The organism is Candidatus Limnocylindrales bacterium (assembly GCA_035559535.1).
Taxonomy (GTDB): domain Bacteria; phylum Moduliflexota; class Moduliflexia; order Moduliflexales; family JAUQPW01; genus JAUQPW01.
The window spans coordinates 22457-45993 of record DATMBG010000008.1; the positions used below are offsets into that span (position 1 = coordinate 22457).

The window sequence follows — 23537 nt, forward strand, 5'->3', positions numbered from 1 at the left end:
GAGAAAAAACTATCCCTGATAACCTTTCCCCTCTCCCGAAGCTTCGGGAGAGGAGAGTGAGGGGATGAGGATAAAATCAAAAAGCAAAAATGAGAATGCAGAGAAGTCGGAGTCCATGGAAGAAGTCTTTCTTCTACCTTTTACCTTTTGTCCTTTACCTTTCGATTTTTTCGCTCTTTTCCGACATAGCCTCTGCAGCCCAGAGCCGACCCGTTATCATAGACCCTACAGAGTTGGACTTTGGGGATACCCCTTTGTGTCAGCAGTCGACCCAGAAGATTATCATTGCAAATAATGCCAACGGAAGAATGGGAAATGTCAATATCGGCTCGCTGACAAGCCCCTTTAACGTAGATAGTTTTGGACCTTGTTATGATAACCAGGGTCAGCTTATTCAGGGATGTACGAATCCTAACCCGGTTATATTACCACCGGGTAAAAAATTGCTTATCCAGGTTAGTTTTTCTCCGACCTCTGCCGGGTCCTTTTCGGATACCCTTGTCATTAACCAGACGTCTGCACAAAGAGGAAATCAAAACATAACCAAAAATTTACCCGTACGGGGAAGAGGAACGCCCCCCACCATAAATGCAGAGATAAGTCCTAACCCGGTGGATTTTGGCAATGCCATTGTAGGAAGGTTTGTGACCCAAACGGTTCTGATTACGAACCGTGCCGATTCAACCGGAAAGTTAGAAGGTACAGCCAGTATCTCTCCAGGCCCACCCTCGCCATTTTTTGTGGTTGGGGGGGGTTCATTTAGTCTTAACCCAGGAAAATCGCAAATAATCACCCTTCGTTTTACTCCCACCTCGATAGGGTCGGCTTCCGCCAATCTTGTAATTACTTATAAACAGGTACCTTGTGATTCAAACAGTCCAACCCGTACGACGACCGTGGGACTGACAGGAACCGGAGTCCCTTTGATCAGCATGGCTGTAAATCCCTCATCCTTGAGTTTTGGTGATGTCCCCACAGGTCAGTTTGCCACCCAGGCTGTTCGGATTACAAACTTATCCAGCTCGACCGGTACGTTAACCGTCAACATAGGTGCCCTTCCGCCGCCCTTTTCTATCATTGGTGGGAATAGCGCCGATCTGGCTCCCGGGGATTCCATGATTGTAGCAGTTCGTTTCTCTCCCCTTACTCCAGGACCGTTTTCTGGGATCCTTAATATCACCCATAATGCCAGTCGTGTAGTAGGTTCTACGACGCAATCATCTCCCTTCCAGGTTCCCCTCAGTGGAACCGGCGTATTACCTACTATCGGTATAGTGGTAAGTCCAAATCCGGTAGATTTTGGTAGTGTCCCGGTAGGAAAATCTTCTGTTCAGGTTATTACCATCGAGAATCCATTTTCCTCGACGGCTCCTCTAGATGGAACTGTTGGTAACCTTTCCAGCCCGTTTTCTGTAACAAAAAGCGAGAATCCCTTCAGTCTGGCACCCGGGAAATCGATAAAAGTTGCCGTAAGTTTTTCTCCCACCCAGGTGGGTCCATTTTCTACCACCCTGATTATTACCCATAATGCGCCCAATGGAGCTCCTGGAGGCGTTACAAATATACCCATCACGGGAGTTGGCGGACCTGCCGTTAATCTGGCCATCCAGCCTTCACCCGTGAACTTTGGGGATGTTGCCGTAGGTCAATCTGCCAAACAGGTTATTACCATTGCCAACATGCCTTCTTCAACCGGTGTGTTGGAGGGGACCCTCTCCAGTATCTCAGGTCCCTTTTCTATCATAAGTGGCGGAACGGGGACTTCCGATCTCGGCAGTTCGTTTAGTCTGGCACCCGGTAATTCAACCAGAGTGATCATAAATTTTACACCGACTTCACCTGGAACAACTTCCGGAACTTTGATAATCACCCATAATGCCACAAATAAAACAAGTCCTACCGATGTTATATTAAACGGTACCGGGATAGCGGCGGCCAACCTGGCAATAAAACCCTTATCTGTAGACTTTGGTAACGTTCCGGTAGGTCAGTCGGTCAATCAAACTCTTACAATTATAAACCTTTCCAGCTCAACGGCTACCCTGGATGGGGTGGTTAATGCACCTTCAAGCCCCTTTTCCATTGCAAGCGGAGGAGGCCCCTTCAGTCTGGGCCCGGGAAAGGTTCAGTCGGTGGTGATCCGTTTTTCTCCCACTTCTTCGGGAACTTTCTCTGATAATCTGACTATTACCCACAATGCAGCCAACGTAGGGAGCCCCGTCAGTATACCAATCCGTGGAACCGCCGTAGAAGCTATTAATCTCTCTGTAAGTCCGACCTCTGTGAGTTTCGGGAGTGTTCTGATCGGGGGGCAGGCTACCCAAACCCTGACCATTACCAACGGATCTTCTTCAACGGGTACTCTGCAAATGAGTATCGGTAATCTCTCCGGCCCGTTCTCCCTGGTCAGTGGAGGTGGTTCCTTTAGCCTGGCTCCTGGAGCATCCCAAACCCTTACGATTAATTTTTCTCCTACCTCTCCAGGGGCAGTTTTTCAAACGTTAACTTTGACCCATAACGCCACAAATCAGGCAAGTCCCATGAATATCTCTATCAATGGCGTAGGGGTATCCTCTCTGATTAATATGGAGATAAGTCCAGATCCGGTAGATTTTGGTGATGTTCCGGCAGGTCAATCTTCTACCCAGACCCTGACCATTACCAATCTCTCTTCCTCAACCGGTGATCTGGTAGGGAGTTTTGGTAATCTCTCAGGCCCTTTTTCTATCATCAGTGGCGGTAATCCCTTTACCTTGGCACCCGGAAAATCCCAATCCGTCATTATTCGATTTTCTCCAACCTCCCCGGGGGTTTTTTCTCAGGCTTTATCCATTACCCATAATGCCACAAATCTATCGAATCCTGCCAATGTGCTACTAAACGGAAAAGGGATCTCCGGAGTTAATCTGCTTATCAATACCATACCCCTCGATTTAGGTAACGTCATCGTGGGACAGTCCGTTAATCAGGTTCTTACGATAGCCAATCTGTCGACTTCTGCAAATACGTTAACAGGAAGTGTAGGAAATCTCTCCGGTCCATTTTCTGTTGTCAGTGGAGGAGGTCCCTTTAGTCTGGCACCCGGGGAATCCCAATCCGTTGTTATCGGTTTTTCTCCCACTTCTCCAGGGACTTTTTCTCAAACCCTGTCTATTACCCATAATGCCACAAATCAAATCAATCCCCTCTCTATACCGGTGAGTGGAACAGGAACCACGGCCTCCATTAACATAGACATAAACCCTTCCTCTTTAAATTTCGGCAGTATCTTTGTGGGTAAATCGGCTACTCAGACCTTCACGATTACAAACCTATCCAATTCAACAGATGTATTGGAAGGAAACATAAACAATCTCTCAGGTCCTTTTTCGGTCGTTAAGGGAGGAGGTACTTTTACTCTGGCCCCTGGAAAATCCCAATCTGTGACGATAAGTTTTTCTCCGGGATCTGAAGGGACCTTTTCCGAAACTCTCCTTATCACCCACAATGCAACCAATCAGGGGAGTCCTGCAAAAGTATCCCTCAGTGGTACAGGTCAGGCTCTGATCCAACTCTCCATAGCCCCTTCTTCTATAGATTTCGGTAACATTCTGGTGGGCCAATCTTCCAGCCAGACCCTCACCATCAAAAACGAAGCGACTTCAACGGGTACCCTGGAAGGAACGGTGGGAACCCTGTCAGGTCCCTTTTCTATAATGAAGGGGGGAGGTCCCTTTAGCCTGGCTCCCGGAAAATCCCTATCGGTCGTCCTTAATTTTTCCCCAACCTCCGTGGGTACCTTTTCTCAATTACTTACCCTCACCCATAATGCCACCGGCCAGACAAGTCCCGCCGATATTTCCATAACCGGCACCGGGGTCCTTCCTGTAGTAAATATGCTTATAAGCCAAACTTCCATAAACTTTGGGAATGTTTCCGTTGGTAAGACGGCTACAAGATCTTTTACCATTACCAATCTGGCTACTTCGACGGATACCCTGACAGGAAGCGTTGGGAATCTCTTAAGCCCATTTTCTGTGATGAGTGGAGACGGCACCTTTAGTTTAGCACCGGGAGAATCCCAATTTGTAGTTATTGCTTTTTCTCCAGAACTCTCAGGGCCAGCTTCTGAAACTTTGGTCATTACCCATAATGCGAGCAATCAGACCGGTCCAACCAATTTAACTTTAACGGGAACAGGAGCGGCGGTCATCAATCTGTCGATCAATCCGACTTCCATCAGTTTTGGTAATATGACCGTAGGTCAGACCGATAACCAGGTCTTTATGGTTACCAATGAGGCCAGCTCGACAGATACCTTGGAAGTAAAGGTAGGGAATCTTTCAGCTCCTTTTTCTATAGTTAGCGGTGGTGGGGCATTCACTCTGGCCCCTGGAAAATCCCAGCCCATCCTTGTAAGTTTTTCTCCGACTTCTCCTGGAACTTTTTCTCAAACCCTATCCATTACCCACAATGCTACCAACTCATTAAGTCCGGCAAATGTAACAATAGAGGGAACCGGCGTTTTCGTAGTGAATTTATCTGTAGAGTTAACTCCTTCGACAGGTTCAGGGCAACCCTCCGTAAACTTTGGCGAGGTAGACATCGGCCGGTCTGCTACCCAGATGATGACCATCACCAATCAGACTTCTTCTACCAATGCCTTAACCGGAACTGTGGGTACCCTTTCAAATCCGTTTTCGGTGGTCAGTGGAAGTGGTTCGTTTAGCCTGGCCCCTGGAAAGTCGCAAACCCTGTTGGTTCGTTTTTCTCCGACCTCTGCCGGAACCTTTTCTCAAACCTTAGTCATTACCCACAATGCCACCAACTCCGGGAGTCCTCTTCAAATTCCGCTAAGTGGCACAGGTAAAGCAACGGTCAATTTATCTATCAGCTCTACCTCCCTGAGTTTTGGCAACATTCTGGTAGGAGAGACTTCTACGCAAACAATCACCCTTACCAACGAGGTATCTTCAACAGGTCTGTTAACGGGAAATTTCAGCAGTCCTCCGAATCCATTTTTCATAGCTCAGGGAAGTGGACCCTTCAGCCTGGCTCCTGGACAATCCCAGACCATCGAGGTGATTTTTTCACCCACCTTTCCGGGGTTGTTTCTAGGAACCTTTTCCATCTCCCATAATGGTGGGAATCAACCGACTCCTCTAAACATTCTCCTGTCCGGTGCAACTCCTGTTAATTGGGGGGTCCGAAGAGATATTCCGGTACCTCGAGATTACGATGGGGATAAGAAAACAGATATTGCGGTCTGGCGACCCAGTTTAGGGAACTGGTACATTTTATCCAGCAGGGATCCTTCTTCTATTCCAGGACTTTCCGGTTTTGTTCCGGCCTGGGGGATGCTGGGAGATAGGCCGGTACCAGCAGATTATGATGGAGATGGAAAGGCAGATCTGGCCGTTTTTCGGCCTTCCACCCAGACCTGGTTGATTCAGGGTTCTTTAGGAGGAATCGTTACAGAAAATTTTGGAGCCGCCGGGGATATTCCGATTCCAGGCGATTACGATGGAGATGGAAAGGCAGACCTTGCGGTCTTTAAACCTTCGACCGGTGAATGGGATATTAAGCCTTCTGGGAGTACCTCTGTCATCCAAGTATTATGGGGACTGAGCGGGGACCTTCCAACACCTGGAGATTATGATGGGGATGGGAAGACGGATATTGCCGTGTGGCGCCCCGGTGATGGAACCTGGAATATCATCCTCTCAAGCGGCGGATCCATTGCCATTTCATGGGGTTTATCCGGGGATAGGCCGGTACCCGGGGACTATGACGGGGATAGGAAGACGGATATTGCCGTGTGGCGCCCCGGTGATGGAACCTGGAATATCATCTTCTCGGGTGGCGGGTTCACCACAACCCTTTGGGGCTTATTGGGTGATATTCCCGTCCCGGCAGATTACAATGGAGATGGAAGGGTGGATATTGCTGTATGGCGCCCCGATGAAGGGATCTGGTACATCCTTTTTTGACAAAAAAACAAGAAATCTGTAGAATTTCTATTGACAAATATTCAACCTCGTACACTATGATAGGTTAGATTTAATCATAACCAGGTTGGGTGAGGTTATGCAGGTCAGGATTATTTGTTCTGAACCTTCTCTCGCTTTTGATGGGGAGTGGAAAAGGGAAGATACTCCCCAACAGATCCTGGAATACGTCATTGCCAAAGCACGAGAATTGGATATACCCATTCATTTAGAAATCGAAAAATCAGGTATCTGGAGCATCGCTCCCAATGGAAAAATCATGAAGGGAGCTTTATTCGACTGTACAAGGATGAGATCTTAACATGGGGCGAAGTATTGAAGAAATTCGAAAAGAAATTGATCGTATTGATGACCGTCTTATAGAACTTTTAAGTCAGCGAGCGAAGCTTGTTCTCGAAATAGGAGATCTTAAAAAAGCCCAGGGGCTCCCCGTTTATGTCCCTGATCGAGAACAAGAAATCCATCAGAGGGTTCAGGCCCAGAATAAAGGTCCTCTGAGTAATGAAGCCATTGTTCGCCTTTTTAAGGAAATTATCCAGGAATCCAGAAATCTGGAGCAAGAAATTCTTTCTAACCCTCAGAGAGATCCACTTACAAAGTACTGATCCTATAGCTATACTCCCAGGTCTGAATAACCTCAAGGGCCTCTTCGGCACTTTGAACGTTTTCCAGACTTCGACGCAATTCGCGGTGCTGAAAAATTTTAGCCGCCGTGGCGAGAAGTTGAAGATGGATGCTGCTTTCCTTGTTGGGAGATAACAGTAAGAAAACGATCTTAATTTTATTCGGAGTGGGTGTATGTAGGATACCCTGGTGAGTCAATCCCAGGGCTACAACCGGTTTAATAAGCCCCTCTACCCGAGCATGGGGGAGAGCAATCTCTTCATTAAGGAAGGTAGAGCCCCGGGCCTCCCGTTGTCGTAAAAGTTCCAGTACAGATTCTTCCTCCAGTCCGGTTTCCTCGTGCCCAATCGCCTTAACAAGCCCCCGAAGAACCTGCTCTTTAAAGACAGGCTCCTTCCATAGAAGAATCCGATTGCTGGAGAGAAGGTGAGTCAGAGTACCTGAGCTGGGTTGAGCGGAAGAGGGGGTAGAAGCAATGGGATATTTTGCTTCTATATTTTCCAAATCCTCAAGGGATGGGGCTGTATCTGAGGTGTCCTCCTCTAGCTGAGTGTCCACAACGATGATGGTAAGTCCCTGAGCTTGGGAGATGAGTCGCTCTACGAGATTCCTTTGACCCAACAAACGTCTCCACCAGGGTAGCTCTCCAGAACGCCCAACTACAACACGACCCACTCTGTATTCGTGGGCAAAACGAAGAAGCGTATCTACCACATCTTGACCTTTGAAGGTAAAAACAGTGGCACCGAGTTGATTAGCTAAACTCAATGTGCTGGAAAGGAGACGTTGGGTTTTAGTATCGAGGAGGGTTGGATCTTCTGAAGGGGTTTGGACATAAACAGCGTACCAGTTACGATTTAACCGTCCGGCCAGACGTGAAGCATATCTAAGCAATGCGGCACTGTTGGGGCCTCGTGAACTTAAGCCTACCATAATTTGGTCAGGTAAGGCCGTACGTTCCTCATCCATGATTTCTATGCGCTTACGTTCGATTTGCGATGCGATTTCACGTAATGTGAGCTCTCGAAGTTGTTCAAGATTAGATGTTTGAAAGAAGTTGTTCAGTGCCATGGTAATCCGTTCCTGAGGATAAATTTTGCCTTCTTTCAAACGTTTCTGAAGATCTTCCGCCGAAAGATCCACGTTTACCACCTGATCCGCTTCAGCCAGGATGGAATCCGGGAGGCGTTCCTTAACCTTCACTCCAATCAAGTTTTCAATGGTATTATAAAGACTTTCCAGGTGTTGGATATTGAGGGTAGTAATAACGTGGATCCCTGCAGCCAAGATATCCTGCACATCCTGATACCGTTTCAGATTACGACTCCCCGGTAAATTGGTGTGGGCAAGTTCATCCACCAATACCACCTGAGGTTTGCGCGCAAGGATGGCTTCTACGTCCATCTCTTCCAGGGTAATACCCCGATACTGGACACAACGACGGGGAATAACTTCTAACCCCTCGATGAGCCGGGCCGTTTCTGCACGACCGTGGGTCTCGACAATGCCTATGACTATATCAATCCCCTCTGCTTTCAGTCTGTGACCTTCCCGAAGCATCTGATAGGTTTTACCTACACCTGCAGCATAGCCTAGATAAACTTTAAGTCGCCCCCTCTCGGCCCGACGGATCAATTGTAAAAAGCTCTCAGATCGGTGATTACTCATGTATTAACTAGAGACTTGAGGCTAAAGACCTGGAGTTTAATTCCTCGTCTTGGGTCTCCACGCTCCAGTCTCTAAAATTGTCTACTTCGGCATAGGATAAAACTCATCCAAAGCCAAATTCAATTCGAGCACATTAACCCGCGGTTCTCCTAAAATTCCAAATTGTCGCCCCTGGGTATACTTGTATACGAGTTGTCTTACTTTCTCTTCCCGTATCCCACGTGCACGAGCAATTCGAGGAATCTGAAATTCAGCTCCCGCCGGGGTAATGTGCGGATCCAGACCTGATGCAGACGAGGTGATCAAATCAACCGGAATAGGCCTGTCTGGATTCTCTGAGCGTAATAGCTCGGCGGTTGATTTGACCCTTTCAGCAAGCCTTTTGCTTGTTGGTCCTAAATTGCTACCACCTGAAGCAGTTCCCTCATAACCGATACCTGCCGCCGAAGGTCGTGGGTGAAAGTAACCCGGTCCCTGGAACGGTTGACCGATCAATCGCGATCCTATTACCTTACCATTTTTTTCAATAAGGCTGCCCTGTGCTTTTTCCTTAAAAAATACCTGTGCCAGTCCGGTTACAACACATGGATATATAATTCCTAAAAGGAGCGTAAGTACCAGAGTCATTGCAAGAGCTGGATAAATATGTTCGAATAAATTCATTTTTTCCATGGTTTTTGTATATGATCGGTTGTTTTGGTCCTTGATTACTAACAACTTTAAGCTAAACCCAGTGCAGTAATAATGATATCGATGAGCTTGATTCCTACGAAGGGAATGATAATGCCTCCAAATCCATAAATTAGAATATTGCGTCGGAGTAGGGCGGTTGTACCTATAGGGCGATACTTAATACCGTGTAATGCAAGCGGAATGAGTGCAACGATAATCAGTGCATTAAATATTACTGCCGATAGAATGGCGGACTCTGGGGTCGCGAGTTGCATGATATTGAGTGCGGAAAGCGGACCTGCTTTCTCGCCTGCTCTGGCATATAGCGTTGAGAACATGGCCGGAATAATCGCAAAGTATTTAGCCACATCGTTGGCGATGGAGAAGGTTGTGAGCGCACCGCGGGTTATGAGAAGTTGCTTGCCGATCTCGACGATTTCAATGAGCTTGGTTGGATTAGAATCAAGGTCTACCATATTACCTGCTTCTCTGGCTGCCATTGTGCCGGTATTCATGGCCACACCAACATCTGCCTGGGCCAAAGCGGGTGCATCGTTAGTCCCGTCTCCAATCATGGCGACCAGTTTACCCTGAGCTTGCTCCCGACGAATAAGATCCATTTTGTCCTCCGGCCTGGCTTCGGCCAGGAAATCATCAACTCCTACCTCACGTGCAATGGACGCTGCCGTTAGCCTGTTATCTCCTGTGATCATAACCGTTTTGATACCCATCCTTCTTAAATGCTCGATACGTTCTTTTATACCACCTTTTACAAGGTCCTTCAGATAGATAACACCAAGTATCCGATGGGTATCAGCAACCACCAGAGGTGTTCCTCCTGCCCTTGAGATACGCTCGATCAGGTTTTTAAGTTCAGGATGTACGATGCCACCTCTGGATTGTAGGAAGGCTATAATAGCATCGGGCGCGCCTTTGCGAATTTGACGCCCATCCTTTAAATCAATACCGGACATTCGGGTCTGTGCAGAGAAAGGGATGAAATGTGCTTCACCGGGTGCCAGCTTCCGGGCTCGCAGATTATACCTGGTTTTTGCAAGCACAACGATGGAGCGTCCTTCAGGTGTTTCATCTGAGAGGCTGGCCAGTTGTGCGGCGTCCGCCAGTTCCTTTTCTGTAACTCCGGGTAGTGGAATGAATTCAGTTGCCTGCCGATTACCCAGGGTGATAGTACCTGTCTTGTCTAGCAAGAGCGTACTTACATCACCTGCTGCTTCCACCGCACGCCCAGACATGGCCAATACGTTTTTCTGAATCAATCGATCCATACCTGCAATACCGATGGCCGGCAGCAGTCCGCCGATCGTCGTGGGAATTAAGCAGACCAGTAAGGCAACTAATACCATAATTGAAGGGGGTTCGGCGGAAGCAAAACCATTGGCAGCCTTTACTACATGGATGCTGTAAAGGGCATAGGGAAGTAAGGTCATGACAGCAAGGAGAAAGATAATCGTGAGTCCGGCCAGTAAGATATTCAATGCGATCTCATTGGGTGTTTTCTGACGCTCTGCCCCTTCAACCAATGCAATCATACGATCCAGGAAAGTCTCTCCGGGGTTCGCCGTGATACGTACTTTAATCCAATCAGATAGCACCCGAGTCCCCCCGGTAACCGCCGAGCGATCCCCCCCTGACTCGCGTATGACCGGTGCACTTTCACCAGTAATGGCCGATTCATCCACAGATGCAACCCCTTCGATGACTTCCCCATCGGCCGGTATAAGTTCTCCAGCCCTTACCAATACCACATTACCCTTACGCAATTTAGATGCAGGAACCTGTTCGGTTTGGATGCCTTGTATTCCCTGATCCACATCTTGTACGATAAGGTTGGCAATGGTCTCCGCCTTCGCCTTGCGAAGTGTATCAGCCTGGGCTTTACCACGCCCTTCAGCCATGGCTTCTGCAAAGTTAGCAAAAAGTACCGTGAACCAAAGCCATACGGTCACCTGTACGGTGAAACGCAAGTGACCGGTATCGCCTATAATAATGTCGCGAAGGATCAGCAGCGTCGTAAGTACACTACCAACCTCGACGACAAACATCACAGGGTTATGGGCAACCTGTCGCGGATCTAACTTTATAAATGAATCTTTAATAGCCCGTTTGACTATCGGTAGGTCAAATAGAGGTCTTTTTTGTACTTTTTCTGCCATAACTAAAAAAGTCATCAGTGCTGAGTGATAAACTTTTTATTTTCACTCCGCATTCATGACTAAAATAAAGTTCCCGCTTTCATCAGGAAATGTTCCACAAGGGGTCCGAGGGCCAGCATCGGAAGGAATGTTAAGGCACCGACAATCAAAATGACCCCCATAACCAGTCCAATGAACAGAGGCGTGTCAACAGGAAACGTGCCTGCTGAAGGAGGTATGATTTTCTTACTTGCCAGGTTGCCTGCTATGGCCATCATGGGGATGATCATAAAAAATCGCCCAATGAACATAGCCAGTCCCAGTGTCGTGTTATACCAGAGTGTGTTGGCTGAAAGTCCGGCGAAGGCTGATCCGTTATTGCCTGTTGCTGATGTGAAAGCGTAAACGATCTCTGAGAGACCGTGTGGTCCGGTATTACCGACCCTTGAAGTCCCATAATCCACGACGCTGGACCAAGCCGAGAAAATCATTATGGACAAGGCAGAGCTAAGAACATAAAGCATGGCCATCTTTACCTCTTTAGCCTCAATTTTCTTACCCAGGTACTCTGGGGTACGCCCTACCATCAACCCGGCGATGAAAACCGTCAATACCATCATCACCAATATCCCATATAGTCCTGAACCTACGCCTCCAAAGATAACTTCACCTAACATCATATTCAACAGCAGTATCATTCCGCCTAAAGGAGTATAAGAGTCGTGCATGGAGTTGACTGCACCGCATGAAGCATCAGTTGTTATCGTAGCAAAGAGTGTGGAGTTCAGGATGCCAAAACGAACTTCCTTTCCTTCCATATTCCCCCCTGCCTGTAGATCTGTAACGGCCTGTGTCACCCCGTAGGAACTAAGGGTTGGGTTACCCTGAGCTTCAAAGTAGTAGGTAACAAAGAAGCCTGACAGGAAAAGGATGACCATTATTACAAAAACAGCCCAACCGTGTTTTTGATGACTGGTCATCTGACCAAGGGTATAGGTGAGACCAGAGCTGATAGCGAAAATGGCAAGCATCTCTATGAAATTCGATAAGGGGGTTGGGTTCTCAAAGGGATGAGCCGAGTTGGCGTTGAAAAAGCCACCGCCATTCGTACCAAACTGCTTGATGATTTCTTGAGAGGCAACCGGCCCCTGGGCAATGATCTGTTCGGTTATTGTTTCGACTGTTTTTGTACCATCATCACCGACCTTCTCAATCTGTTGCGGCTCAACAAGTGTAACCTTTGTGTAAGGACTAAAATTTTGAACTACACCCTGGGAGACCAGCGCAAGCGCGCCTATGAGGCAGAACGGAAGCAGCACATAGAGCGTACAACGGGTAAGATCCACCCAGAAATTGCCGATTGTATTAGTTTGACATCGGGCGATCCCACGAATGAAGGCAATGGCTAAGGCAATTCCTGTGGCTGCAGATACGAAGTTATGGAAGGTAAGCCCGACCATCTGCACCAAATAACTCATGGTAGACTCACCCGAATAGGCTTGCCAATTCGTGTTGGTTGTGAAACTGACAGCCGTATTAAAAGCCAGATCCGGAGCCACACCGATAAATTCCTGTGGATTAAGGGGTAGATAGTATTGAAGTCTCTGAAGACCGTAAAGAACCAGGAGTCCAACCCAACTGAAAAGTAGCATGGCTGCTGTGTAAGCAGTCCAGTGCTGCTCTTGTCGCTCATCCACCCCGCAGATCCTATATATTAGTTTCTCGAGTGGACTGAAGAATTTATCCATGAATGTTCGCTCACCCGAGAAAACTTTAGCCATGTACACGCCAAGTGGTTTGGTTATGGCCAGTAAAACTAAGATATAAATCGTAAGCTGCAAAAATCCATTAAGCGTCATAAGGTAGAAGAGAGAAGAGGTTGGAACCTAAAAGCTAGAAAACCCTATTTTAGCTCCAACTTCTTGATTTCTCAACTCCATTAGCTTGAAAAGATTGTCTGATGAAGTAGAGGTACTCCTTGTGATCGTCCTTAAACAGGACAGTTACAGAGGATTACTCCTACCGTGTAGGAGTCGTTAGAATTTTTCTGGCTTGAGCAGAGCAAATATCAGATACACCCATAAGCCCAGAGCTATAATGCCGCTTATGATATATTCCCAGTTCATCTGAAACTTGGTTCAAAGATCCTGGATATCCATTATCCAAAGAACTCGTCACCCCCCTAAACATGAGAATAAAAGTCGATTTACCCATTTAATTAGGAACCATTATCCATAAATAATCAGCTTGATTTCTTCGGGAAGTTGCCGGGCCACCTGATCGATGACATCTCCTTTGAGGGCTTTAATCAGTTTACTTCGGACTGAGCCTCCCAGGATGAGATAATCAACTCCAAGGGTTGCTGCCTGATCTAAGATTACCTCTGCCGGGGCATTGCTTACGGCGTATAGAGGAACAATTTTAACTCCCTGGCTTAAGGCCTGGGTCGTTGCAAAAATATGCTGAGCTTCTTTATCTATACCGGATGGGGTCTCAGTGCTTAGTACAGGAACGGCAATTTCCTTCACAAAGAGCACGTAGAGGATTGCCTGACGAAATCGAGCTTCTTCGATAGCGAACCGTAAGGTATCTGTAACGCCGCGAACTGCCACGAGGATGGAAGTTGCCGGTTTCCTTGAAATAACCCCAGGGACTATTGCAGGTGTTACGATAGCTTCTTTTCTTCTTTTCTCGTAGGTTTTGGCACCCGCTCTTAAACCCAACCCCACACCCAGGATACTGACCGCAAAGGTGAGGGCATTGCGTTTTTCATAGGCAATGGTGGTCTCGATGAGGATCATCAGGACAAAGGTTATGAACATGACGGTTCGTTCTAACTTGGAGAGATTCAGCCTGAGATTGGTGGAACAGGCTCCGAGGTTAATGGTAATGGCTCCAACGACTCCAATGGCATAGAGAGCGGCGAGGCGGGTCAAATCGTGTTCGATTAAAAGAACGAGAATTGGTAGGCCGGTAGCAACAAGGAGGGGCGCCCAGGGTACACCATATCGGTTAAGTTGCCTAAAGATCTGGGGCATTTCTCCATCGGTGGACATCATATAAAAAATGGCGATCAGGTCTACAATAGCAGTATTACATGCCGAAAGTAGAAGGAGTGCGAATACCATACTAACGACTCCGGCAAAATGTTCTCCCACATAATACTCGCCCAGATAGCGAAGCATATCTTCTGTATGGTCGGATAGATTGGGGACTGCATGCATAGCCAGTCCTAGGGCAGTGGTAAAGAGGGTAACTTCCAGTAACACGGGCAAGATGGCCCTACGGGCAGTTTTGTAAACACAAGGATTATCTTCAGTACTTCCAGGATCCAGCTTCATCACACCGGTCATGTTAGCAATGGCTTCCACTCCAGAGAGGGCCAGCACAATTCCTACAAAATTAAACCAATTTCCCAATATACCCCCTTGAGGAGGCTCCAGATGAACAAATCTCAAATGAGGAAAAGCGAACCCTACCAGGATAGCGACCGTAAGGACTGTTGGAACTGCCAAGAATATCGCAACTCCTCCGCTATGTCTGGGTCCGAAGATATTTAAAAGACCCAGCAGAAGAAGGGATCCAATGGCCCACCAGGCTGGATGTTCTAATTCAAGGTAGTGAAATGCGTCGAGACTGCTCAAAGAAGCCGTTACCACGTAATCGGCCGTAAGGAGGAGGGCTCCAATAACGGCCAGGGTACGGGAACGATGCCGTACGGAAGAATAAACACCTCCTCCGTCTGGATAGTATTTACAAATCCAGATGTAGTTGATTCCAACGATGGCGGTTAAGGTAGCCATAGCCAGAATCAGGTAAAAAGAAGAGTATCCGGCTAAGGCAAAGGCAATTCCTGTTACATAAGCTTTACTGGTTCCCCAGTCTCCGTAGAGCATGGCTGCCGCTCGGGCTGAGGTTACATTACGCGGACGTTTAAGAAAAACCATATTGTTTTAACTAAAGTCGCTCGCAGAGGTGGATATATCCCAGCGACAAAACAAGAAAGGTAAAAATTAAAGTTATAAAAATGAAGTCAAGCATTATTCCTCCAAATCCGATACGGTACCTTTAGGGATGATCTTTTCATCCCCCCACGCTATATCTTCCCGGCTTCGACCGAAAGTACGAAGTTCATAAAGCCTTCGCATATTTTGTTGAGCCGGTTCGTAATACCGGTTGAGTTCTATGGCTTTACCGTAGAATTTGCGTGCCTCCTTTTCCCGGCCCTGGAGTTCATGCAGGATACCTATGAGATTAAAGATCTCAGGATCGGAGGTACGTAGGGCCACGGTTGCCGTAAGTAAGAACTCCGCCTTTGAAAAATTCCCGCTTCTTAAAGCCTGTCTGGCTAAGGCTAAGATGGCATCTATCCCTTCTACCTCTTCGGCTTGAGTCAAATTTCTTTCGGTGAGCGCTCGAGCTACCGTGGTTCGGACGATCTCTGGAGTCACCGGTTTCTCAAGGAACTCGATAGCCCCCAGTTTCATGGCTTCGACCACATTCGGCACCGAACCATAAGCCGTTAAAATGATAACTGCAGGTGCAGCTTCCATTTTCTTCAATCTTTTTAAGATTTCCATCCCACTTAATACCGGTATGGAGAGGTCCAGCAGGATAATGTCAGGTGCTTGACGTTTGATAACCTCTAAAGCCTCTTGACCATGGGTAGCCTCCTCGACTTGATAACCTTCTAACTCCAGACAAGTCCGCAACATGAGTCGAATGTTACTTTCATCCTCTACAATAAGAATGCGTTGACCTGTCATATAGAATCCGTGTATGGATGAAAGTATGGAGGTATGGGGGTGTGGGAGTGGGGAAGTATGGAAGTGTAAGGGAGTATAATCCAATATTTTTCACCTCCACCCTCCCACACCTTCCCCACTCCCACACCCCCATACCTCCATACTTTCATGGATACTAAAGGTTTGATAATAGACGGCAAATCTTATGGAGGTTGTTGGTCGGCCCGTCGAAGCGTAAAACTAAAGGCGGTACCTTCCCCTTCCCGGCTTTGACATTCCATTTTACCGCCGTGGGCTTCAATGATTTCTTTGGCGATGGCCAATCCTAACCCGGCACCCTCCGTAGTCCCCTGACCCGGAACCCGAAAGAATTTATCAAAAACCCGGGGTAAATAGTGTTCTGGTATGCCTATGCCGGTATCTGATACCGAAAAGCGAACGGTTTTTTCTTCTGGATGGACTTCCACTTGAACCCTCCCTCCTGCCGGCGTATATTTGAGTGCATTGGACAATAGATTCGCTAAAACAAGGCCTATCCGTGTAGGATCCGCCCATACATCGGGGGTCTCGGGATGGATATGGATATCAAGGGATATTCCACGATCTTGAAAGGCAGCCTGGATGGGATCAACCGCTTTATAGATAATCTCTCGTGGCTTCATCTTTTGGAGATCCATTCGCACGCGACCGGATTCAATGCGGCTAAGATCCAGCAGATTCTCGATGATCTGGCGGAGTCGATCACTATCTTCCTGGGCTGCTACCAATAACTCAATCTGCTTGGAGGTAAGAGTCCCGATCTTTTCCTCCAACAGGAGATGAATAGCCATTTGTATGGAAGTCAGTGGGGTTCTCAGTTCATGGGATACTGTCGAGAGAAGGTCGCTCTTAAGCTCATCCAGCTTCCGTAAGCGGGTAATATCTACGAGGACGATGACAATTCCAGCTGGTCGTTTTTCCTCATCCAAAACTTGAACCACTTGGGGTAAGAAGAAGCGCTCCTGTCCATCATCGAAGATCTGGATGGCAGATTCATAACCTTTCTGTTGGACAACAGGACCTTCCTGGGCTGCTGCAAATAGAGCTGGTAGCCAGGAGGCTGGGTAATGGGTGACCTGGTCCCCGGGTTTGAGTTTGAATAAAAGAGTAGCCGTCCGATTAACCATTTCTACCTGACCTTCTGAACTGAGCACAATTACGGCATCTGGTAAACCATCGAGGGCTTGTTGCATCGTTCTCTGGGTCCGCAAAAGGCGGGCCCGCACTCCACGACGGAACTCGCGCAGGCGCGATGCCATGGCATTAAATGCCTCTGCTAATTGGCCAAGCTCATCCCGTGATCGAACCTGTACGACTAAATCGAGATTACCCTGTTCAATCTCCCGAACGGATTGAGTCAGCGTTTTAACCGACGATAAAATGGATCTTCCCATGAAAACCACAAAAACCACCGCAAGAGTTGCACCGGTAAATAATAGCCCATACATTCGCTGGATGGCCTGAGCAGCAATCTCTTTGGCCCGATCACTGGCGGCTACCATAGCTTCCTGATTCATTTGCAAAATCTCATCGGTGATGTTTTTAATCTGCTCAAAGAGGGGGAGGAAGAGGTTGAAATAAATGTTTTGGCGTTCTGTAAGGGAACGATGCGGGTCGAATACCTGAGGATACTCGGTCATGTACTTCTCATAAAGGTTTCGTAATCGCTCCACCTTTTCCCCTTCACCTGGTAGGGTAATGTTATGAAGTTCAACGTCCAACGCCTGTTCGAATCGGGATATACTTTGAAGACTGAGTTCACGGCCTTTATCCATCTGCCCCAAAAGGGAGAATTGCACCCCATCGTCCATCCCTCCTATGGACTCTTTCATCTGTTGAGCGGCAATAATACTTCGATAATTCTCTCGTAAAATCACATCGATCGACTGACCCAGTCTGGAGAGTAGAAAAACACTCTGACCCCCGATGATGATCATAATGACTAAAAGTCCACCGAATCCGATAATCAGTTTTTGACGAAGTCCAAGAACAAATTTCATATCCTCCTCGCTTTTAATTCTTACTTAAGAGCAACGGGTATGCCAGTTTAGGGTGGACTGGTAACCCATTTTATTATAAAGTCTTATGAATTTTCTAAATCCGGACAAGAATTCCCCGGGCGTGCAAAATGCCGGAATGGGAGTTTAAAGACCCTGAAAAATGTAGGGTGAAACCGAAAACGATGATGAGCCGTGAGGAGAGGGACGGCAGGTAGCTTTTAGGAGGGTCATCTCCCCAACCTAGATACCGTACTTTTTCCGGCGCCGTCTAAGGGTTGCTTCATCGATGCCCAGGATTTGAGCGGCTTCTTCCAGGGATTTTGCCACAGCCAGTACACGTCGGATATGTTCTTCTTCGATCTTATCCAGAGGGACTGGATCTCCGATACGGAGGGTAGAAGTTCGGGGAGATAAAGTGGAGGGGAGATGTTCAGGTCCAATCCATTCGGTTTGGCAGAGTATCGTTGCTCGTTCCACAACGTTACGCAGCTCACGGACGTTGCCGGGCCAGGTGTAGTGGCGTAAGATCTCCAGGGCTTTATCGGTAAAACCTAAAATTCGCCGATGGTTTTGTTGACTGAAAAATGCCAGAAGGTGTTCTGCCAGGGGACCGATATCCTCAGGGCGCTCCCGTAAAGGAGGAATTTCTATTTGGATCACGTTGAGTCGATAGAAGAGATCTTCCCGGAAACGGCCCTCTTTGACGGCTGCTTCCAAATTTTGATTAGTTGCCGCAATCACCCGGACATCTGCCTGTCGAGTTCGGGGATCACCGATGCGCTCGTATTGTCGGTCTTGGACGAAACGTAGCAATTTGGGTTGGAGGGCAAGGGGTAAGTCCCCTATTTCATCCAGGAGGATAGTTCCGCCTTCACATAGGGCAATACGTCCGGGGTGATCCCGAACTGCACCGGTAAAGGCCCCTCTCACATGCCCAAAAAGCTCGCTCTCCAAAAGTTCTGGTGAAAGAGAAGGACAAGATACCACGGAAAAGGGTTTATTTGCTCGAGGGCTCCAGGCATGGATGGCACGGGCCAGTACCCCTTTACCCGTTCCGCTCTCTCCGTGGATGAGAATTGTAGCATTGCTTTCGGCAAATTGACGGGCCAGGGCGAGGGTTCGTTGCATCGTCGGGTTGGTACTGGTCAGGTCTACCTCGGGATTTGCCTGCCCCAGGGCTTCTTGCAGGGCTATAACCTTCTCTTCCAGCGCACGAACTTCTGCGACTCTTCGAACTACAAGATTTACCTGGGAAGGGATAAAGGGCTTGACCAGGTAATCTGCAGCACCACGCTTCATGGCTTCCACTGCAGTATCTACCGAGGCATAAGCCGTAATGACGATAATTTTAATCCAGGGGCTTATAGCCAAAAGTTGTGGGATTAAATCGAGACCCGTCTTTGTACCCAACCTTAAATCCACAAAAGCCAGATCAAAGGATCTGCTGGAAGCTTCAGTAAGGGCATCTCGAGAGTTGCTGACGGTAACAACCCCATGGCCCTCTCCTTCCAGATACATACTCAGGGTCTTTCGAATATTTGGCTCATCATCTACAATGAGAATATTCAGCTTAGAAGGGATCAATTTCTGGTTAACCATGGAGATGTTCTCGGATAGATTTTTCACCGGCCGGTTAAAGAATTTAAGAACATTTTCTGAGCTTTTTGAAGCTCTTAACGCTTCGTGTGGGATCATTCCCTTCTCCGGTTACCGGGAACTCTGGATCTTCTTTTCTTCACTTTCCTCTAAAAGCTCCTTTATCTTTTGTTTGAGAGCGGTTAAATCGGCAGATTTTACGATATAGCCGTTAGAGAGCCAGACACTAAAATCCTGCTGTTTGTATTCTCCATAAGCCGTAGAAAGAATAATGGGTAAATTTCGATGGGTCTCTCGGATGGTTCTCAGAAATTCAATACCATCCATTTCAGGCATTCGGATATCCAGAACGACCAGATCAGGATTGTGAGCTTTTACGCTTTCGAGTCCTTCTCTTCCATTAGAGGCTGTTATCACCTCATAACCTTCCTCTTTTAATTCTTCCTCATAGAGAAGGCGGATATTCTCTTCGTCATCTACAACGAGTATCTTTTTCATAGTCGAAAAGATCTGAGGTTGAAGCTTGAAAGGAGTTTTCAAGCTTCAACCTCAGGTCTTAAGTCTCTAAGAGGTTGTCGGAGGATTCACAGGGAGATTAATTACGAAGGTTACTCCCTTTCCGGGTCTATTTTTAACATAGATGGTCCCGTGATGGTTTTCAATAATTCTACGGGCAATGGCCAGTCCGAGTCCGGTACCCGAATGTTTGGTTGTAAAAAATGGATTGAAAATGTTATCTAAAATCTCCGGTGGGATACCTCCTCCGGTATCACTAAACTCGATGGTAACGCCATCTTGGGCTCCCAGACGATTATTATATGTGACAATATTCAGGCGTCCTTTCTCGGACATAGCTTCAATGGAATTATTGATGATATTAATAAAGACTTGTTTGATTTGCTGGGCATCCACCTGGACTTTATGAAGTTCGGTAAAAAAGATGGTATTTACTTCGATGTTCTTTTCGGCTATATCCTCAGAAAGGACCTCAATGGTTTCTGAAATAAGAGTATTGATATCGCTGGTTTGCAATCTGAGTTCGGATTTTTTCGAAAAAGCCAGGACATCTTCCAGAATTTTTTCAAGGCGAGTAGTCTCTTTGATAATGATATCTACGTATTTACGACTTTGTTCTCCAAGATTCACGTCTTTGCCCAGACGTCTGGCAAAACCCCCCAAAGCCGACAGGGGGTTTCGAATTTCATGGGCTAAAGCTGCTGCCATTTTACCTAAGGCTGCGAGCTTTTCAGACTGAACGAGTTGATCCTGAACCTCTTTGAGCCGGGCGTTACGATCTTCCAGATGTGCGTACAGGGTTGCATTTTCTATGGCCAATGCGGCTTGATCGGCAAACATCTGAAGAAGATTCATGTCTTTGTCTGTAATGGGTAAGTGATTATAAGCGTTGTCTACGTAAAGAACCCCGATAACTTTGTCCTTGGCAATAAGAGGTACGGTGGCAAATCGAGTAACCCCCAGGGTTTGTATAAGTCCCCGGCTTTCTCCCAGGTAATCCGACTCTTCTGTGACATTGAAGGCTCTTTTTTCGATGACGGTTTTAGCTAAAACCCCCTGGGTGGGATGAATAGGGATCCATATCTTTTTTGCGGCTCTTTCAAATTCGGTTTCTTCTGAAGGTTTTACGTCTTCGGTAATCATTTCTACCAGGGGTTTATTTTCAGCAGGTTTTCTACTCCAGATGCGACTGGCTTCTTCGGGATTGCTTGGGCCGACTCCCATAATACCACGGAGTTGATTACTGGCTTCATTGACCAGGAAAAGGATCGCCCGATTAAATCCTAATCCTCCACCAATGGTTACGCCCGTAAGAATAATTTTTAAAAGTCGATCCAACTTGACGGTGGATCTCATGGCGGTGTTGATATGGTATAAAATAGAAAGCTCTTTCAGCCTGAGCCAGTTATCTGAAGCCAGTTCTTCCATCCTTTCATAATACCTGGCATGTTCGATGGCGATAGAGGCATGGCTGGCCAAGGCCAACAGTAAATTTAAATCATCTTCTGAGAAGCTTTGACGGCCTGTAGCAGGATCTTTATCCAGCAGAGCCAGAGTACCTATCATATAATTTCGGCCTTTAATAGGTACACAGAGAATCGAGTTGACCCGATATCGGGTGCTTTGTAAGAAGTGAGGGTTCTTGGAGGCATCGGGTGCCAGGACCGGTTCTCCACTTTCGGCCACCCATCCCGCAATACCTTCTCCTACTTTAAGCTCTAAACGAACGATGTCTTCTTTCTGAATCCCATAGGTTGCTTTAACGGTCAGCATGCCGGTATGTTGATTAATGAGCCTCAAAATACACCCTCTGGCATTGGTAATCTCCGTAGCAGCTTTTGCGATTAAATTGAGAAGATCAGGTAGATTAATCAGGGTAGAACTCAGGGCCTGACTGACTTCCACCATTTTGGTTTGTATATAGAGTTTTTGTTTTAAATCTTGAAGTAATTGGTGGGTTCGAACAATGCCGGAGATCTGAGAAGCGATGATGAATAGTAATTTGATATCTGTTTCCAGGAAATCGTTGGGGGTGGCCGAGTGAACACAGATAACTCCCAAACAAGAGCCCTTTTCGTCCAGGATAGGCACGGAAAGTAGAGATTTAAAAGGAATAGATAACCCGCCGGATCCAGAATCCATCTGGAGGAACCCGTCTTGAGCAATCTGCACTTTTTTAGTTTCGGCAGTTTGTCCGATAATTCCTTCCCCTCTCTTAAACTTAAGATGATTCAGTAGATTCGGGTCTAAGCCTTTGGTTGCTTTGAGGATTAATTCATCGCCTTCGTTGAGATAAATAGAGCAGGCATCTGCCTGCGTCATTACTGCCGTAATCGTTACGATCTCTTGAAGCCGGTCGTTCAGGTCCAGGGAGGAATTAGCGGTACGGGCAATTTTATCTAAAATATCCAGTTCAATATTGGTAGATATCATAGTTCTATTTCCCTTAAATGCTTGGAGGCTTCTTCCGGAGGGGTTGGATTGATGTAAAAATCCGTACCCCGCTCAAATCCGGCTGTTTTAGTTAGTCTGGGCATGATTTCCAGATGCCAGTGATAGAAATCCACAGAGTAATCATCATGGAGAGGAGCCGTATGGATAAAATAGTTATAGGGTGGATTTTGTAGCACCTTATCCATTCGATTTAAGAGGTCCTGAAGGATTTTTGCCAGAGATCCGTATTCACTTTCCCGGCAGTTCTCGAAGTGAGAGATATGGCGTTTGGGCAAAATCCACACCTCAAAGGGGAATCGGGGAGCGTAGGGAGAAAAACCTACAAAACTCTCATTCTCAAGGATAAAACGAGTTTTGGCTCCCAGTTCCTGCCGGACCATATCACAAAAGATACAGCGTTCTCGATCGTTGAAATACTTTCGGGATCCATTCATTTCTTCGATAACAGCTTTCGGGAGTACCGGTAGGGCAATCAATTGGGAGTGGGGATGTTCTAAGGAGGCTCCGGCAGCTGCTCCATGATTTTTAAAGATCAAGATGTACTTAAATCGCATATCCTTTTTTAAATCCATAATCCGATCCCGATAAGCCCACAGCATATCTTCGACTCCCTTTAAGGACATCAGAGGGAGGGTTCCATCATGATTGGGAGTCTCTATAATCACTTCATGGGCTCCAATCCCATTCATTTTGTCATACATCCCTTCACCCACCTTATCTAAATCTCCTTCAATCTGTAAGGCCGGGAATTTATTGGGCACCACCCGGAGGGTCCACCCTGGTGAATTAGGAGCACTGGGGTAAGGGCGATAGACTAACACTTCAGGGGGTGTTGAGCTCTCGTTACCCGGACAAAAAGGGCAAAACCCACCTTTCCTCTGTTCTACCGTGTTTTTAAAATCCGAAGGTCGTTTACCACGTTCGGTTGCTATAATTACCCACCTGCCACAAACAGGATCTTTACGCAGTTCTGGCACTGATCTTAAAGTCATGGGTATAGAAGTCAGAAGCCAGAAGTCAGAAGTAAGACTAAATTCTAACTTCAGACTTCTGGCTCCTATACCCATCACGTGTCACCGATGG

At 47.1% G+C, this 23537-nt stretch carries 14 protein-coding genes; 3 read left to right on the plus strand and 11 right to left on the minus strand.

Annotation, left to right across the window (positions count from 1 at the left end; translation table 11 throughout):
- The first annotated feature begins 89 nt into the window (after window positions 1-89).
- From VNM22_02215 to pheA, 3 genes are all read left to right on the plus strand, one after another.
- A complete protein-coding gene (locus VNM22_02215; GenBank protein ID HWP45952.1) occupies window positions 90-5969 on the plus strand; it encodes a choice-of-anchor D domain-containing protein in 5880 nt (1959 codons plus the stop codon).
- A 97-nt stretch (window positions 5970-6066) separates the two neighbouring features.
- Window positions 6067-6288, plus strand: a complete 222-nt coding sequence (locus tag VNM22_02220) for a hypothetical protein (protein ID HWP45953.1) — start codon at window positions 6067-6069, stop codon at window positions 6286-6288.
- 1 nt (window position 6289) lies between these two features.
- Window positions 6290-6592: a chorismate mutase gene (gene pheA, locus VNM22_02225; GenBank protein ID HWP45954.1), complete on the plus strand. Its 303-nt coding sequence runs from the start codon at window positions 6290-6292 to the stop codon at window positions 6590-6592.
- Here pheA and VNM22_02230 read toward each other — a convergent pair.
- The 11 genes from VNM22_02230 to galT form a co-directional block, all read right to left on the minus strand.
- Window positions 6579-8279 carry a PTS sugar transporter subunit IIA gene (locus VNM22_02230; GenBank protein ID HWP45955.1) on the minus strand — a complete coding sequence of 567 codons (1701 nt, stop codon included), beginning with the start codon at window positions 8277-8279 and terminating at the stop codon, window positions 6579-6581. The genes pheA and VNM22_02230 overlap by 14 nt on opposite strands.
- An 81-nt stretch (window positions 8280-8360) precedes the next feature.
- Window positions 8361-8942, minus strand: a complete 582-nt coding sequence (kdpC, locus tag VNM22_02235; GenBank protein ID HWP45956.1) for a potassium-transporting ATPase subunit KdpC — start codon at window positions 8940-8942, stop codon at window positions 8361-8363.
- A gap of 56 nt (window positions 8943-8998) precedes the next feature.
- Window positions 8999-11125 carry a potassium-transporting ATPase subunit KdpB gene (gene kdpB / locus VNM22_02240; protein HWP45957.1) on the minus strand — a complete coding sequence of 709 codons (2127 nt, stop codon included), beginning with the start codon at window positions 11123-11125 and terminating at the stop codon, window positions 8999-9001.
- Between the two features lie 59 nt (window positions 11126-11184).
- Window positions 11185-12963, minus strand: a complete 1779-nt coding sequence (kdpA, locus tag VNM22_02245; protein HWP45958.1) for a potassium-transporting ATPase subunit KdpA — start codon at window positions 12961-12963, stop codon at window positions 11185-11187.
- A gap of 369 nt (window positions 12964-13332) precedes the next feature.
- Window positions 13333-15051: an amino acid permease gene (locus tag VNM22_02250; GenBank protein ID HWP45959.1), complete on the minus strand. Its 1719-nt coding sequence runs from the start codon at window positions 15049-15051 to the stop codon at window positions 13333-13335.
- A gap of 93 nt (window positions 15052-15144) precedes the next feature.
- Window positions 15145-15870: a response regulator gene (locus tag VNM22_02255; GenBank protein ID HWP45960.1), complete on the minus strand. Its 726-nt coding sequence runs from the start codon at window positions 15868-15870 to the stop codon at window positions 15145-15147.
- A gap of 182 nt (window positions 15871-16052) precedes the next feature.
- Window positions 16053-17888, minus strand: coding sequence for an ATP-binding protein (locus VNM22_02260; protein ID HWP45961.1), 1836 nt, complete (start codon window positions 17886-17888; stop codon window positions 16053-16055).
- Window positions 17889-18128: 240 nt separating this feature from the next.
- Window positions 18129-19583, minus strand: coding sequence for a sigma-54 dependent transcriptional regulator (locus VNM22_02265; protein ID HWP45962.1), 1455 nt, complete (start codon window positions 19581-19583; stop codon window positions 18129-18131).
- Window positions 19584-19595: 12 nt separating this feature from the next.
- Window positions 19596-19982, minus strand: a complete 387-nt coding sequence (locus tag VNM22_02270) for a response regulator (protein HWP45963.1) — start codon at window positions 19980-19982, stop codon at window positions 19596-19598.
- A gap of 66 nt (window positions 19983-20048) precedes the next feature.
- Window positions 20049-22433, minus strand: coding sequence for a GAF domain-containing protein (locus tag VNM22_02275; protein ID HWP45964.1), 2385 nt, complete (start codon window positions 22431-22433; stop codon window positions 20049-20051).
- Window positions 22430-23446, minus strand: coding sequence for a galactose-1-phosphate uridylyltransferase (gene galT / locus VNM22_02280; GenBank protein HWP45965.1), 1017 nt, complete (start codon window positions 23444-23446; stop codon window positions 22430-22432). Before galT ends, VNM22_02275 begins: the two co-directional genes overlap by 4 nt.
- Between the last annotated feature and the right edge of the window lie 91 nt (window positions 23447-23537).